The organism is Blastococcus brunescens, from assembly GCF_035320885.1.
In the GTDB taxonomy this organism is placed as follows: Bacteria; Actinomycetota; Actinomycetes; order Mycobacteriales; family Geodermatophilaceae; genus Blastococcus_B; species Blastococcus_B brunescens.
Window position 1 is genome coordinate 56064 of record NZ_CP141261.1, and the last position, 12544, is coordinate 68607.

Annotated in this window: 20 protein-coding genes, 2 tRNA genes and 2 pseudogenes; 9 read left to right on the forward strand and 15 right to left on the reverse strand. The window is 72.3% G+C overall.

Annotated features, from left to right (window positions below; translation table 11 throughout):
- Positions 1-78 precede the first annotated feature (78 nt).
- The 4 genes from U6N30_RS00360 (at position 79) to U6N30_RS00375 (ending at position 1931) form a co-directional block, all read left to right on the forward strand.
- Entirely contained in the window at positions 79-351 is a 273-nt protein-coding gene (locus U6N30_RS00360; protein WP_324275685.1) for a hypothetical protein, read from the forward strand.
- A gap of 130 nt (positions 352-481) precedes the next feature.
- Entirely contained in the window at positions 482-655 is a 174-nt protein-coding gene (locus U6N30_RS00365; RefSeq protein WP_324275686.1) for a hypothetical protein, read from the forward strand.
- Entirely contained in the window at positions 652-1452 is an 801-nt protein-coding gene (locus tag U6N30_RS00370; protein WP_324275687.1) for a hypothetical protein, read from the forward strand. Before U6N30_RS00365 ends, U6N30_RS00370 begins: the two co-directional genes overlap by 4 nt.
- 14 nt (positions 1453-1466) lie before the next feature.
- Positions 1467-1931 carry a hypothetical protein gene (locus U6N30_RS00375; protein WP_324275688.1) on the forward strand — a complete coding sequence of 155 codons (465 nt, stop codon included), beginning with the start codon at positions 1467-1469 and terminating at the stop codon, positions 1929-1931.
- 93 nt (positions 1932-2024) lie between these two features.
- Here U6N30_RS00375 and U6N30_RS00380 read toward each other — a convergent pair whose 3' ends face one another.
- The 4 genes from U6N30_RS00380 to U6N30_RS00395 all read right to left on the reverse strand — a co-directional run bounded on the left by U6N30_RS00380 (position 2025) and on the right by U6N30_RS00395 (position 4333).
- Positions 2025-2171 carry a hypothetical protein gene (locus tag U6N30_RS00380; protein ID WP_324275689.1) on the reverse strand — a complete coding sequence of 49 codons (147 nt, stop codon included), beginning with the start codon at positions 2169-2171 and terminating at the stop codon, positions 2025-2027.
- 64 nt (positions 2172-2235) lie between these two features.
- Positions 2236-2928, reverse strand: coding sequence for a sulfotransferase family protein (locus U6N30_RS00385; protein WP_324275690.1), 693 nt, complete (start codon positions 2926-2928; stop codon positions 2236-2238).
- Positions 2929-3146: 218 nt separating this feature from the next.
- The gene (locus U6N30_RS00390) at positions 3147-3500 is read right to left on the reverse strand and encodes a glycosyltransferase (protein WP_324275691.1); all 354 of its coding nucleotides are present in this window, start codon (positions 3498-3500) and stop codon (positions 3147-3149) included.
- Positions 3386-4333 carry a glycosyltransferase family 4 protein gene (locus U6N30_RS00395; RefSeq protein WP_324275692.1) on the reverse strand — a complete coding sequence of 316 codons (948 nt, stop codon included), beginning with the start codon at positions 4331-4333 and terminating at the stop codon, positions 3386-3388. Before U6N30_RS00395 ends, U6N30_RS00390 begins: the two co-directional genes overlap by 115 nt.
- Positions 4334-4503: 170 nt before the next feature.
- Here U6N30_RS00395 and U6N30_RS00400 point away from each other — a divergent pair, with 170 nt between their 5' ends.
- Entirely contained in the window at positions 4504-4701 is a 198-nt protein-coding gene (locus tag U6N30_RS00400; protein WP_324275693.1) for a hypothetical protein, read from the forward strand.
- Here U6N30_RS00400 and U6N30_RS33005 read toward each other — a convergent pair.
- The 10 genes and pseudogenes from U6N30_RS33005 to U6N30_RS00435 all read right to left on the reverse strand — a co-directional run.
- Positions 4680-5075, reverse strand: a pseudogene (locus U6N30_RS33005) (sulfotransferase); the annotation flags it as partial. The gene U6N30_RS00400 and the pseudogene U6N30_RS33005 overlap by 22 nt on opposite strands.
- Entirely contained in the window at positions 5066-6010 is a 945-nt protein-coding gene (locus tag U6N30_RS33010; protein ID WP_422678173.1) for a glycosyltransferase family 4 protein, read from the reverse strand. The gene U6N30_RS33010 and the pseudogene U6N30_RS33005, both read right to left, overlap by 10 nt.
- Positions 5905-6483, reverse strand: a pseudogene (locus tag U6N30_RS33015) (glycosyltransferase family 4 protein); the annotation flags it as partial. The pseudogene U6N30_RS33015 and the gene U6N30_RS33010, both read right to left, overlap by 106 nt.
- A gap of 151 nt (positions 6484-6634) precedes the next feature.
- Positions 6635-7339, reverse strand: coding sequence for a PHP domain-containing protein (locus U6N30_RS00410; protein WP_324278583.1), 705 nt, complete (start codon positions 7337-7339; stop codon positions 6635-6637).
- On the reverse strand, positions 7225-7599 hold the full coding sequence (locus tag U6N30_RS00415) for a PHP domain-containing protein (protein WP_324275695.1): 375 nt from the start codon (positions 7597-7599) through the stop codon (positions 7225-7227). Before U6N30_RS00415 ends, U6N30_RS00410 begins: the two co-directional genes overlap by 115 nt.
- 77 nt (positions 7600-7676) lie before the next feature.
- Positions 7677-7952 (reverse strand): hypothetical protein, encoded by a 276-nt coding sequence (locus tag U6N30_RS00420; protein WP_324275696.1) that lies wholly within the window; start codon positions 7950-7952, stop codon positions 7677-7679.
- A 26-nt stretch (positions 7953-7978) separates the two neighbouring features.
- Positions 7979-8224 (reverse strand): hypothetical protein, encoded by a 246-nt coding sequence (locus U6N30_RS00425; protein ID WP_324275697.1) that lies wholly within the window; start codon positions 8222-8224, stop codon positions 7979-7981.
- Between the two features lie 116 nt (positions 8225-8340).
- Positions 8341-8562, reverse strand: a complete 222-nt coding sequence (locus U6N30_RS00430; protein WP_324275698.1) for a hypothetical protein — start codon at positions 8560-8562, stop codon at positions 8341-8343.
- Complete coding sequence (locus tag U6N30_RS33020; RefSeq protein WP_422678174.1) at positions 8559-9236, reverse strand: phosphatase PAP2 family protein; 678 nt, start codon at positions 9234-9236, stop codon at positions 8559-8561. Before U6N30_RS33020 ends, U6N30_RS00430 begins: the two co-directional genes overlap by 4 nt.
- Before the next feature lie 80 nt (positions 9237-9316).
- Positions 9317-9769, reverse strand: coding sequence for a CGNR zinc finger domain-containing protein (locus U6N30_RS00435; protein ID WP_324275699.1), 453 nt, complete (start codon positions 9767-9769; stop codon positions 9317-9319).
- Positions 9770-9948: 179 nt separating this feature from the next.
- Here U6N30_RS00435 and U6N30_RS00440 point away from each other — a divergent pair, with 179 nt between their 5' ends.
- The 3 genes from U6N30_RS00440 (at position 9949) to U6N30_RS00450 (ending at position 11507) form a co-directional block, all read left to right on the forward strand.
- Positions 9949-11157, forward strand: a complete 1209-nt coding sequence (locus U6N30_RS00440) for an MFS transporter (RefSeq protein ID WP_324275700.1) — start codon at positions 9949-9951, stop codon at positions 11155-11157.
- A gap of 168 nt (positions 11158-11325) precedes the next feature.
- Positions 11326-11414 (forward strand) — tRNA-Ser (locus U6N30_RS00445).
- Between the two features lie 20 nt (positions 11415-11434).
- A tRNA-Arg gene (locus U6N30_RS00450) sits at positions 11435-11507 on the forward strand.
- A gap of 257 nt (positions 11508-11764) precedes the next feature.
- Here the strand turns inward: U6N30_RS00450 and U6N30_RS00455 are convergent.
- Positions 11765-12004: a hypothetical protein gene (locus U6N30_RS00455; protein ID WP_324275701.1), complete on the reverse strand. Its 240-nt coding sequence runs from the start codon at positions 12002-12004 to the stop codon at positions 11765-11767.
- Positions 12005-12257: 253 nt separating this feature from the next.
- Here U6N30_RS00455 and U6N30_RS00460 point away from each other — a divergent pair, with 253 nt between their 5' ends.
- The gene (locus U6N30_RS00460) at positions 12258-12455 is read left to right on the forward strand and encodes a hypothetical protein (protein ID WP_324275702.1); all 198 of its coding nucleotides are present in this window, start codon (positions 12258-12260) and stop codon (positions 12453-12455) included.
- Positions 12456-12544: the final 89 nt, after the last annotated feature.

The window sequence follows — 12544 nt, forward strand, 5'->3', positions numbered from 1 at the left end:
TTCGCCACCCAGCGCCTCCTGCGACTCATGGACGATCGTGGACAGCGACCCCGGGCACAGCCACTCGATGCAGAGATCGTGTCCAGCCATCCGTTGCAGACACTGGTCGCGTACAAGCGCGATGGGCGCCACTACCTGTTGCTGTGGCGAGATGTCGAGGTGGAGTCGCTGCGCCATGGAGGTCAGGACCTCCGTGTTCCGGCGGCGTCGGTCAAGATCCGGTTGCCCACGCCTCGACCGGCGGCCGTGTACATCCCGCGTCACAGCGACGTGCCCGTTCGCACTCAACCACCACGTGCCGAGATCGCCGTCGGGCTCGCCGGAGACCTCGTCATCGTCGAACTCGGCTGAGACGACCGGGGTAGCGGCGGTCGTGGTGGGCTGGTGGCGCGGGCAGGCGGCCTCGAGAAGGAGGCGCCGCCGCGTCCAGAAACGGCACCGCCTGTGGCACCATCCGCGAATGGGCTTTCACGCCTCCAGCGTGCCGACGCTGCAGGACGGGCTCGGCCGCGACGACCTGGTCGAGGGCGGGCCGCGGCTGCCGGAGGCGCTCGAGGCAGCCGCGCGCGACGACGATCCGGTCGAGCCCTGCACGGTGCACTCAGGTGACGGGCAGAGGCTGCCGTGGGCTCGGCTGTCCGGTGGCCCCCGGTGAGCGTCGCCCTGCTCGTCCTGTTCGCACTCCTTCCCCTGCAGTGGATCGCTGCGCCGGCGGTGCCGTTCGGCATGGACTCCCTGCATGAACTGGCCATCCTGTGCTTCACCGCATACCTGCTGCTGCGGCTGCGAGCGCATGCATACGCGCCCGCGCTGAGAACAGGGGCAACCTTCGTGGTGGCCAACCTGTACATGATCGGCGCAATCGCTGCCTCGCAGCTGTACCTGGGGCTGCCTCTCGTGCCCGTCGCCAGGCAACTGTTGTACCTGGCCAGCGCCATCGTCCTCGCAGGCTATGTCTGCCGAGCTCTGCGAGTGACAGATTCCGCTGTGATCGCCGCCGCCCGGCTGTCCGCGGTCGTGCTGTGCGTGAGCCTGCTGGTCGGCCTGGGCCTGGCCATGGCGGTCAATGGCGTCAATCCGGTCGCGGTGCTGGGGCGCACCGTGGCTGCCGGGGATCCGGAGATCTTCCAGCGGGAGATATTCAGGTCGGCGTTCACGGGTTTCGGGCGAGCCGAGGGTGAGGTCGCGGGCAATCTTCGGCACGAGATCTTCGGGGCGCTCCTGCTCTCGATGTTGATCTCCACCTGGGCCATGCGCGTGGGCGTGAATCCCACCCGGTGGCAGAGCCGTCTGTACCGCCTCTCGATGGTGCTCGGCACCGTGCTGCTCATGCTGTCGATGAGCCGCGCGGTACTGCTCGCCGCGATCATGTGGCCGCTGTTGGCGGTCCTGCGCAGTCTGCGTCGGGGGAGCTGTCCGGACGGCAGCTGGCCATCGCGGGCGCCAGCCTGATCGCTCTCGGCGGGGTGGCGGTCTCCGGGCTCGGCGCGGTGATCTACAACCGGTTCTTCATCGACACCGCCAGCTATGAAGGGCGCGCCGGCCACTACGGCGATGCCTTCGATGCCGTTGCCGACCACTGGCTCACCGGGGGCTACGACACGGTGGGCGTGTCGACGCACAATCTCGTGTTCGACACCCTGCTGCGCAACGGGATCTTCGCTGCAGTGCCGGCCCTCGTCGTCGTGTGCACGGTGGCGGCGACGTTGTGGTGGCTCGCTGCCCGGCTCGACCGGCTGCCGTCCTCCATGGTGCCGGTGGCGGCGGCGCTGTGCCTGCCGCTGGTCCGGATGCTCACCATCGGTGGCGGCCAGATCTCACCGGTGGGCTGGCTGGCGCTCGGCTTCGTCCTCGGCGTCCTCGCTGCTCGACGTGCCGCCCCGTCACGCGCCGCCGTACTGCACCGCGAGGAGCAGTACGCCGGCGTCTGAACCCGGCCGGTGGCCGTCACCGCCGACCCGGCGGCGAGGCCCTGTGCGCGACGTTCCGGTCGGGCACCGGCGGACTGACCGACCGCCCTGCTGCTACGTCGTCGCGGCGGCGAAGGACAGCGGTGCCCAGCGCAGGCCCAGACGCTCGTCCTGAGCGTCGAGGTACGTGCGCGTCGCCTCTCCGGCGCGGTCGTCGAGCGCCTGCAGCTGGGCCAGCTGGTCCGGTGCGCACGACTGCATGGACTCGTCTCGTGTCGGCAGGGTGGGCGGCCGTGTGATCAATGCTCGCGCTCGACGCAGCCGATCAGCGCCCACCAGCGATCGAACCGCGGGGTAGGCGCGGCTGTGGCGGAACTTCCCGGCGATCCGACGGATGTGCTCGTTGCGGTACTCCACGACGGCGTTGCGGTGCAGTTCCCCCTCTTTCGCGGCCTCGGGGAGGGTCGATGCCGAGCCGCAGACAGACCTCCTCGGTGACGTGCCGAGGTCGTGCGGTGATCAGCTCGAAGGGCACGACCAGCAATCGCTCCGGGCCGAACCAGTCGCTCAGCCGTGGCAGCCAATGGCTGTAGTCGCCCTGGTCGACGTAGAGGGAGGTGGCGCGGAGCGCTCCACCGAACGTCGGCTCGTCATCGATGTGGAAGTAGTGCCGCCGCAGGAGGTAGTGCGAGAGCGCCCGCTCGCTGGGCCGCCGCACGGAGTAGATGACGTACGCCTCCGACGAAACGGTCGCCAGGCGTTCCAGTGCGTGCGGGTACAGCGGCGAGGTGTACGACGTGCTCGCGTCGAGCCGGAGCACGCCATCGCTGCGGCTCCGGAAATTGCTCTCGTACCAATGGTCCCCGCGGTCCAGGTACCGGCTGAAGTAGTTCGGCTCCTTGACCTTCCCGGCGTCGATGCCGGGGTGCGCACTGAGTTGGGCTGCCAGCGCGGAGGTGCCACTGCGTGCGGCGCCGGCGATGACGACATCGGGTCCGAACGATGTGCGCGTGACCATGAGGCGCTCCCGGTGGTCGGCCAAGAATCAACGGTCGGTGACATGCCGGATCCGAGGCCCCGGCGTGCCGTGCTGTGTCGCGCCGGGTTCGGTCGAGGCAGTGGATCGGCGCTCCGATCGGGTCGGAGCGGGTGTGTGACGGTAGTGGATCTCCTCCCCTGTGTGGGACTGGTGAGTCCCACCGCCTGAGCTCGAGCGGCCGTGCCGGGGAGGCCCGGCTACCGGGCCGGCGACCCGGCCGTGACGGAGCGGTACACCTCCTCCAGCCGGGCGAGGTTCACCGAGGGCGAGAACCGGCGCTCGTAGGACGATCGCGCCCTCGACCGCCGCTCCCGGGTCAGCGTCGGGTCCGCGATCAGGCCGGCGAGGGTCCGTGCCAGGCCGGCGGGGTTCTTGACGGGGAACGCCCAGCCGACGTCGTCGGCCAGCACGTCGGCACAGATGTTCTCCAGGTCCGTCACCACCACGGGCGTGCCGACCGAGAGGCTGCGCAGGGCGACCAGGGGCAGCCCGCCCTCGTACCACTCCGACGGGACGAGCACGGCCTCCGCCCCGGCCATGAGCTCGAGCACCTCCGCCTCGCCCAGCCACCCGAGGTAGTCGATGGACGGGTCGCGGGTCGCGTGCTCCTCGACCAGGGGCGCAGCGGCCCGTCGCCGGCGATGACCAGCCGCATCCCGGGTGGCACCTGCCGCCAGGCCTCCAGCAGGGTGGCGACGCCCTTGACGTCGACCAGCCGGCCGACGAAGACCAGGCGGCGCTCGTCCGAGCGCGGCTCGGCGCGGAAGCCGGTGTCCGGGACGGAGTTGGGCTTGACCGTGATCCGGTCCGCCGGGAAGCCGTCGCGCACGAGCAGGCCCCGGGCGAAGCCGGTCAACGTCAGGTAGCGGGCGACGTGGCGGTGGAAGGTACCCACCGCGCGGTGCGCGACCAGTCCGAGCGTGAGCGCGCCGCTCGCGCCGACGCTGTCGTGGTAGCAGCGGTGCCGGACGCCGGCGAGCTTCAGCCGGGTGCCGACGCAGTCCTCGCAGACGCGCTCGTCCCGCCAGCACGTCCCCGCCACGCAGGAGTACCGGTGGCTGTGGATCGTGGCCACGGCCGGCACCCCTTCGGCTGTCGCGGCGCGGAACACCGAGGGCGACATCAGCGGGAACGGCGTGTGCACGTGGACGACGTCCGGCCGGAAAGCGCGGATGTGCGCGCGGGCCTCCCGGGCGGCAGCCACGTTCCACACCGCCTTCGCCCCGGCGCGCACCGCCGACAGGCCCAACTGCTCGGCGGGCGGGAGGGTGAACTGCTCGACGACGTGTCCGGCGCCCCCGAGCAGTCCGGCCTCGTGCGCCAGCACCTCCATCGCCCCGCCGCCCAGCCCGGAGTGGTGGTTGTGCAGCTGGAGGACGCGCATCGGGCCCGCCCTCACGCCGCGGCGAGCCAGGTCGGGTGCGGCCCGGGCACCAGCGTGCGCAGCCGCGCCAGGTCGTCGGCGAACAGCGGCTGCAGCCGGGCATGGGCCTCTGGCGGGGCCCCTCCCGGCGCAGCGTCATGCGCCGGACGCGCTCGCGGAACCGGAAGGAGGTGACTCGCTTGACCCCGCTGCGCAGCGCCTCGTGGCGGGTCGCCCACCAGATCGCGCGCTGCACGGGCTCGAACCGTGGTGTGCCGGAGGTGTTGACCCGCGGGATCTGCTCGCCCTCGCCTGGAACCGGCGGGGCGCCGATGAACCTCAGCACTTGCGTGACCGTGCCCGCGAAGTCGCGCTCGAGGTCGTCGTAGAACCAGACCCGGACGTTCTCCGGCGGCAGCTGCGCCTGCATCGCGGCCAACCCGTCGCTGTACCGGCTCATGCCGGTGTAGTGCCACAAGTGGTGCCAGTTCTCCGCCCGTCGCCGCGGCTCGTCGGCGACGGCGGTCAGGAAGTCCTCGCACGGCTCGAAGCCACGGGCGCGCAGGTACTGGTGGCTCGAGTACGCCCGCGCGACGGGTTCGCGCAGCAGCACGACCACCCGCATGTCCGGGTTGACCGCCCGGATCTCCGGCAGGGCCCGCTCGTGGTAGTACAGCGTCGAGACCGAGGCGTCGCCGAGTGCCACGTGCGCCGACGACGGCGGGTAGAGGTCGAGGTAGGCCTGACGGTGGGTCACCGCCACGCTGTTGATCGTCTGCGCGTCGCCGGGCGCCCGGAAGTCCGGGCTCTGGCCGTGCAGCGCGAAGTAGTGCGGCTCCTTGGGGAGGTGACGAAGACCCCCGGGTTCGATCTCAGTCCTTCCACCAGGCCCGTCGTCCCGGAACGGGCGGCCCCGGCCACCAGGAACGTGGGCATCCTGCGGTCGGTCATGAGGTCGTCTCCCCTCGCCGGTGCTGCGGCCGTGCGCCCGGACGGCGTCGCGGTAGGCCTTCTCCAGCCGGTCCGCGAGGAGCTCGGGTCGGAACGACTCCTCCGCACGCGCCCGGCCGCAGGCGCCCTCCGCCCGGCGCAGCCGGGGTCGGCGAGGCGCCGCGCCGTCTCGGCGAGCAGCGCAGTCATGTCACCGACCGGCACGACCGCTCCGGCCGCCTCTCCCGTGCCCGACCCGACCGTCTCCCGGACGCCGTTGACGGCCGTGGCGACCACGGGCACCCCGCAGGCCATGGCCTCGGCGACGCACAGGCCGACCGTCTCGTACCTCGACGGCATGAGCAGGAGGTCGCTGGCCCACAGCCACGGGCGCACGTCGTCCTGGCCGCCGACGGCCAGCACCGTGCGCCCCACTGCGTGGGAGCCAGGTCGCGCAGGGGCTCGGGGTCGCCGGGGCCGAGCAGCACGAGCACCGTGTCGGGCGGCCGCTGCCGCTCCCAGGCGGTGACCAGAAGGTCCTGGCCCTTCTGGTGTGCCAGTCGCCCCATGCAGAGCACGACGTGCGGCGACGACAGGCCGAGGTCGTGCCGGGCGCGTACCCGGTGCGACTCGGGAACCGGCGTGAACGCCGCCAGATCGACCCCGACCCCGAGCACCCGCGCGCTCGTGTCCACCCCGGCTCGGCGACCCTCCTGCACCTCGTCCGAGCAGTTCGTCAGCAGCAGGTCGGTCCGCCGCGCCGCCCACCGCTCCCAGGTCCGCAGCGCGACCGCCGCCGAGCGCCGACCGAACACCTCGAACGACCAGGCGTGGGGCTGGTACAGGAGCGGCACGTCCATGCTGACGAGCGCACGCCCCGGCAGGCGCCCGAGGAACCCGGCCACGAAGGAGTGCAGGTGGACGACGTCGGGCCGGTGCTCCCGCACCGCCCGTCCCAGGGCGACCAGTGCCGGGCCGACCGACGTGGGCCGGCTCCGGCGCGGCGTCCAGGTGCTCCGCGCGACGCCGGGGACGTCGGCCATCCCCGGCGGCGCGAGGAGGTGCACGGCGTGGCCGCGGGCCGCCTGCTGGCTGGTGAACTGGCGCACCAGCGTCTCGACACCACCGCCGTAGGCCTCGCTGACGTGCAGGATCCGCAGCCGCTCCGGCGGCTCCCCGGTGCCGCCCGCGGGAGCGGTACGCCGAGCCGACGGGAAGCCTGCGTACGTGAGCCGATCCATGCGCCCCCGCTGTTCCGCTCCCCGGCTCCGCAGTGGGTGCCGTCCGGACACGCGGCACCGTAGCGAGGAGAAGGGCCTGGTGGGCGGGCTCGGGGCGTCCCTCGCGAGAAACCTCGGCGTCGGCCGGGCGACGGGCGCCGCCGAGGCCCGCTCAGCGGGCCCGGTCGAGCAGACTGTCGGCCGGCCGCGTGTTGATCACACGTTCCACGGGGACACCGCACTCGATCGCCCGCTCGACACCGTTGTACTGCCAGTCGAGCTGACCGGGCGCGTGCGCGTCGGTGTCGATCGCGAACTCGCAGCCGAGATCGACGGCCAGGCTCAGCAGCCGCTTCGGCGGGTCGAGCCGCTCGGGGCGGGAGTTGATCTCCACCGCCGTGCCGAACTCGACGCAGGCGCTGAACACCGCCTCGGCGTCGAACTGGCTCTCCGGTCGCGGCTTCTGCTCGCCGTTGCGCTGCCGGCGGCCGATGACCAGCCGGCCGGTGCAGTGCCCGAGGACGTCGGTGTGCGGATTGGCGACGGCGGTGAGCATCCGCGCCGTCATGGCCGTGGAGTCCGCGCGCAGGTCGGAGTGCACGCTGGCGACGACGACGTCGAGCCGGCCGAGCAGCTCGTCGGACTGGTCGAGGCTGCCGTCGACGTTGATGTCGCACTCGATGCCGGTGAGGATCCGGAACGGCGCGAGCTCCGCGTTGAGCTCGGCGACGACGTCGAGCTGCTTCTCCAGCCGCGCGGCGGTCAGCCCGTTGGCGACGGTGAGCCGGGGGAGTGGTCGGTGAGCGCCATGTACTCGTGGCCGATCGCCATGGCGGTCTCGGCCATCTCGCGGATCGGGCTGCCACCGTCGGACCAGTCGGAGTGCAGGTGCAGGTCGCCGCGCAGGGCGGCCCGGAACTCGGCGACGTCGTCGGCCATCGGGGCCAGCTCGGCGTGAGCGTCCTCGAGCTTCGTGAGGTACTCGGGCACCTGCCCCTTGTGCGCCTGCACGACCACGGCCGCCGTCTTCGGCCCCACGCCCCTGAGGTCCTTGAGCGTGTTCGTGCGGATCTTGAGGTCGAGCTGGTCGTCGCTCAGCCCGTCGACCACTGCCGCGGCCGTGCGGAAGGCCTGCACGCGGTAGCTGGGCTCGCGGGCGCGCTCCAGGAGGAAGGCGATCCTCCGGAGCGCGGCCGCGGGCGGGAGCGGTGTGCTCAGCTCTTGACCTTCCTCGCGCGCTTCTGGGCCTGCTTCTGCGCCTTGGCGGCGCGCTTCTGCGCCTTCTCGAAGCTCTTCTCGGTGCTGTTCGCCGCCCGCTTGGCCGCGCGCCGGGCCCGGTAGCCGACCGACGGCTTGCCCTCGGTGTCGACGGTGGCCAGCAGGAGACCGCCGATCAGCCCCAGGTTCTTCACGAAGTGCGCGATCTTCTCGAAGGAGACCTTGGGGTCGTCCTCCTCCCAGAAGCGGTGACCGGCCAGCGTCGTCGGCACGGTGGACCCGGCCAGCGCCAGCGAGGTCAGCCGGGGAGCCGCCCGAGGGCGAACAGCGCACCGGCACCCACCTGCAGGGCGGCATTGGCCTTGACGTACTGCTCGACGTCCCGCGGCACCTGGACCGGCAGCTGCTTGTCGGCGGTCTCCGCGATCTTCTCCACGACCGGGGCGGCCCCGGGCACGCGGTCCTGCGGCTTGCGCAGGGTGCTGATGCCGCCGTAGATGAACGGAGCGGCGAGCAGGGGCCGGGCGATCCGGCGAACCAGCATGGTGTCCTCTTTCCCTCGGTACCTCGGGTGCGTTGCGCCGTGCACTGCCCACAAGATCGCGGAGGCAATCCCTGCCCCGACCGTAGCGATCGGCACCGGCGCCCGCGCGGGGAACGTCAGCCGCCGTGCCGCCGTCCCTGGCGGGTGGTGAGCAGCGCCAGGGCCGTCATGGCGGCGAGCCATCCGGCGACCACGAACAGGTCGCCGGCGTGCAGCCCGTGGGTGGCGGCCAGCGTGATGAGCACCGGCCCGTCGTTGATGTAGCGGCCGGTGAGGAGCAGGCCGGCGAAGCCGCTCAGCACGGCTGCGACGACGCAGGCGCACAGCCATCGCATCACGCCGCGAAGGCTAGGCGCCCGCGCACTCGGCGCGGCAGCAGTACACGGTGAGCGGGGGCGCTACGCCTCCGAGGCGTCGCCGACCTCGGTCGGCTCCGTCGGCCGGATCCGCCACCAGTGCTGGGTGGCGGCCGCCACGGCGGCGCCGACGGTGAGCCCCGCGACGACGTCCCCGGGTAGTGCACGCCCACGTGCACCCGCGAGTAGCCGACGCCCAGCGCCACCGGGGCCAGCGCCGCGCCGGCCGCCGGGCTCTCCAGGGCCAGGCCGGTGACGAAGGCCGCCGCCGAGGAGGAGTGCCCGCTCGGGAACGACAGGCTGCCCGGCTCGCGGCGCAGCCGCCGGTGGATCTGCAGGTTCTCCAGGTCCGGCCGGACCCGGCCGAACAGCCGCTTGAGGACGGCGTTGACCAGCAGGCTCGAGAACGCAATCGAGCCGGCGCCGCGGACCGCCCCCGGCGAAGCGGGCCCTTCCTGGCGCTGAGCGCGGCGGCGACCGCCAGCCAGAGCCGGCCGTGGTTCGCCGCGGTGGAGAGCCGCCGCAGCCAGCGGTCGGCCGGCGTCATGGGGAGGCGGGCGATGAACGCGTGCAGCCGTCGGTCGAGCTGCCGGGGCGAGGCCACGGGCGGACGCTAACCCCCGCGCCGGGCCCCGCTGTTGATCAGGGTCCCTGATCGTTCTGGGTCCCCCTCACCGTCGACCGCGAGGGAGGACCCAATTCGATCAGGAGACCTGATCACGATGGGGCGCCGGGGTCAGGCTTTCTGGCGGGCGCGGTAGGCGGCCACGGTCGACCGGCTGGCGCAGGTGTTGGAGCAGTACCGGCGGCTGGCGTTGCGCGAGGTGTCCACGTAGACGTCGTCGCAGTTCTCCGCCGAGCACACGCCCAGCCGCTGCCAGCCGTGCTGGACGACGACCTGCGACAGGCCCATCGCCACCGTCGTCGTCAGCTGCTCGAGCACCGGGGCGTCGGGGCGGGCGTAGTGCAGGTGCAGCTCGCCGTCGTGATCGGTGGCGTACGGGCGCGGGCGGGCCAGCGTCAGCAGCTCGTTGAGCCGGGTGAGGACGTCGTCCTGCGTCTGCGCCAGGGCGACGGCGCGGATGAGCTGGGCGGTGGCCCCCGCCTTGTGCGTCTCGCCGGGGACAGCTCCAGGGGCGTGCCCGGGGTGAACCAGTCGTCGTGGGAGCCCAGGAAGGCGCGCGCCCACTCCGGGTCGGTGCGGTCGGCGTTGGCCAGTTCGATGGCCAGCTCGACGGCGGTCGACCCGTAGGTGTCGTAATCCATGTGACTCCCTACCGATGGGTGATAGCCTCGGCCCTGCGTAGGTGGTCAACTGTCTTTGACCGCCTACAGATTCCCTTCCCTGCAGTCCGAAACGAGTTCTCCGTGCGTGCCTACCTGTCCGTGTGGCGGCTTCCCTCCGCCCCGGTCCTCCTCCTCGCCGGCTTCACCGGACGCCTGCCGTCGGCCATGGTGCCGCTCGCGCTGCTCCTGATGGTGCAACAGCAGACCGGTTCCTACGCCATCGCCGGGCTCGCTGCCGCCACATTGGGTGTCGCGTCGGCCGTCATGGCCCCCGTCCTCGGCCGGCTGGCCGACCGCCGCGGGCCCCGCCCCATCCTCTTCGCGCAGGCCGGTGCCTATCCGCTGCTGCTCGCACTGCTGGTGGCCGTCGTCCTGGGCGACGGCGGGAACGCCGTCGTGATCGCCGCCTCCGGCCTGGCCGGCATGGCGACGCCGCTGGTGTCGGGGACCGTGCGCGCGCTGTGGTCGCGGGTCGACGTCCGGGTGCGCCCGACGGCCTACGCGCTGGACGCCACCGCCACCGAGCTGGTCTTCGTCGCGGGCCCGTCGCTCGTGGCCGCGCTCGCGGTGTTCGTCAGCCCGGCTGCCGCCGTGGGTCTCGCCGGCGTGCTCGGCGTCATCGGGGCACTCGGCATCGCGACGTCGGCGGCCACCCGCGCCTACGAGCCGGTGGTCGGCGCCCGGGCCGGCCTGTTCTCCACGGTGCTCACCCCGGGCATGCCCCGGCTGCTGCTCAGCGGCGCCGCGCTGATGCTCGGCTTCGGCGCGCTCGAGGTCGCGATCCCGGCGTTCGCCGACTCCACCGGCTCGCCGGGACTCTCGGGTCTGCTCCTCGCGGTGTGGTCACTGGGCTCGGTCATCGGCGGGCTCTGGTTCGGCGCCCGCGTGCTCAGCACCTCGCTGCCGCGCCAGTACCGCCTGCTGCTGCTCGGCGTGACGATCGGGCTCGCGCCGCTGGCCTGGATCTCCAGTCCGTGGGCGCTGGGCGTGCTGCTGTTCCTGGGCGGGACGGCGATCGCTCCGACGCTCACCGTGCAGAACACGCTGGTCGGCTCGATGGCCCCGGTGCATGCCACCACGGAGGCGTTCACCTGGCTGTCGACGATCACCGTCGGCGCCTCGGCGATCGGTGCGGCGCTGGGCGGCGCGCTGATCGAGGGCCCGGCAGGGGTGCCGGGGAGCCTGGTGCTCGCGACGGCGGGTGCGGCGCTCGCCGTCGTCGTCACGCTGGTGCCCGGCCGGCGGGCGGCTGTCGACGTCGGCCTGTCGCGGGAGTCCGTGGCCGCCTGACCGCCCCCGCGTCGAGGCATAGGTACCTATACCTGCGTTCTGCAGCGCCGGACGCACGTATAGGTACCTATGCCTGGCGGGACGGCGATGTCGGCGACCCGGGCTGGGAGGGGCTCCGGGCCGCTGGTAGTCTTCCTCCTCGGTGGTTACGAGGTGACTCGAGCCCCGGGAGGCTTCGCCTAGTCCGGTCTATGGCGCCGCACTGCTAATGCGGTTTGGGTTAATCCCCATCCCGGGTTCAAATCCCGGAGCCTCCGCGCACGACAACTGAACACCGGCACCCGTAGCTCAACGGATAGAGCACTTGACTACGGATCAAGAGGTTAGGGGTTCGAATCCCTTCGGGTGCACGTCTGGTTGAGACACCGACCTGCGCGCTTCTCCGACGGGAGAGGCGCGCAGGTTCGTTTCTGGGAACGATGATCCAGGGCCGGCGTTGCGCAACCTGCTCATGCGTCCCGCATCTGCGGCGCACTCGCCGGCCCGGAGTCGTCAGGCGGTGCCCGACCCGGGGTCGACGGCTCGCACCCGTTCGATCCCGACGGATGCGGCCCACCATCCACGCTGGGCGTGCGTTCGGCGCCGGTGACAGTTGGCGCAGCGAACGTCACACAGCTCGGCCATCCCGCTGCATCCGCTGGAGCGGATAGCCGAACCGCGCGAGGACAGCGACCGCCGCCGTCGTCGTCTCGGTCGAGCGGTGGTCGAACTCCAGGACGGCAGGGTCCGCCGCACTGCAGTCGACGCACGGGTGTGTCAGGAGGCAGGCGAGCAGCCAGGATCTCGTCATCGGTGATGACTCGGGTCTCGCGATCGCGGGCTTGTGCAGGTACGCGGGGTAGGGCAACAGACCCAGCAGGGCCTCGTGGAGCCGAACCCGCGCTCGCCCGACAGTGGGCCCGGAAGCCGCGGCTCCGTGACCGTCACCCGTCCGGGGCCGGAATCTTGCGACGACATGACGGCTCCAGCGGGGACGGGGTTCCGCACTTTGCTGTTCGATGACAGCCCGCTGGATCGTGCACGAGGTAGCGGGCGGGCGGGCAGAGCAGAACGGGCCCGTCGATCGGCGGGCACGTTCGCCGTGTCGTCGAAGGAGTCGTGTGTCGCCCCGTCCCCACGCTGGTGGTCTGCTGCTGCCCGGGGTCGAGCCCGACCCGGCGCCCGCCCGCAGCCGTCGGCCGGAGACCCTCGTGCAGCTCGCCCTGGCCGTGCTGGCGGCCGGAGCCCTGGTCGCAGGCCTCGCCCTCCCGGTGCTGAGCGGCGTCGCCAGGGGACCGACTACGTCGACGACCTGCTGAGCCCGGTCGAGGCCGACCTCATCTTCAGCACTCCGCCCGGCAACACCCGCATCCTCGCCGCGGACGGCTCGCTGATCACCGAGCTGTAC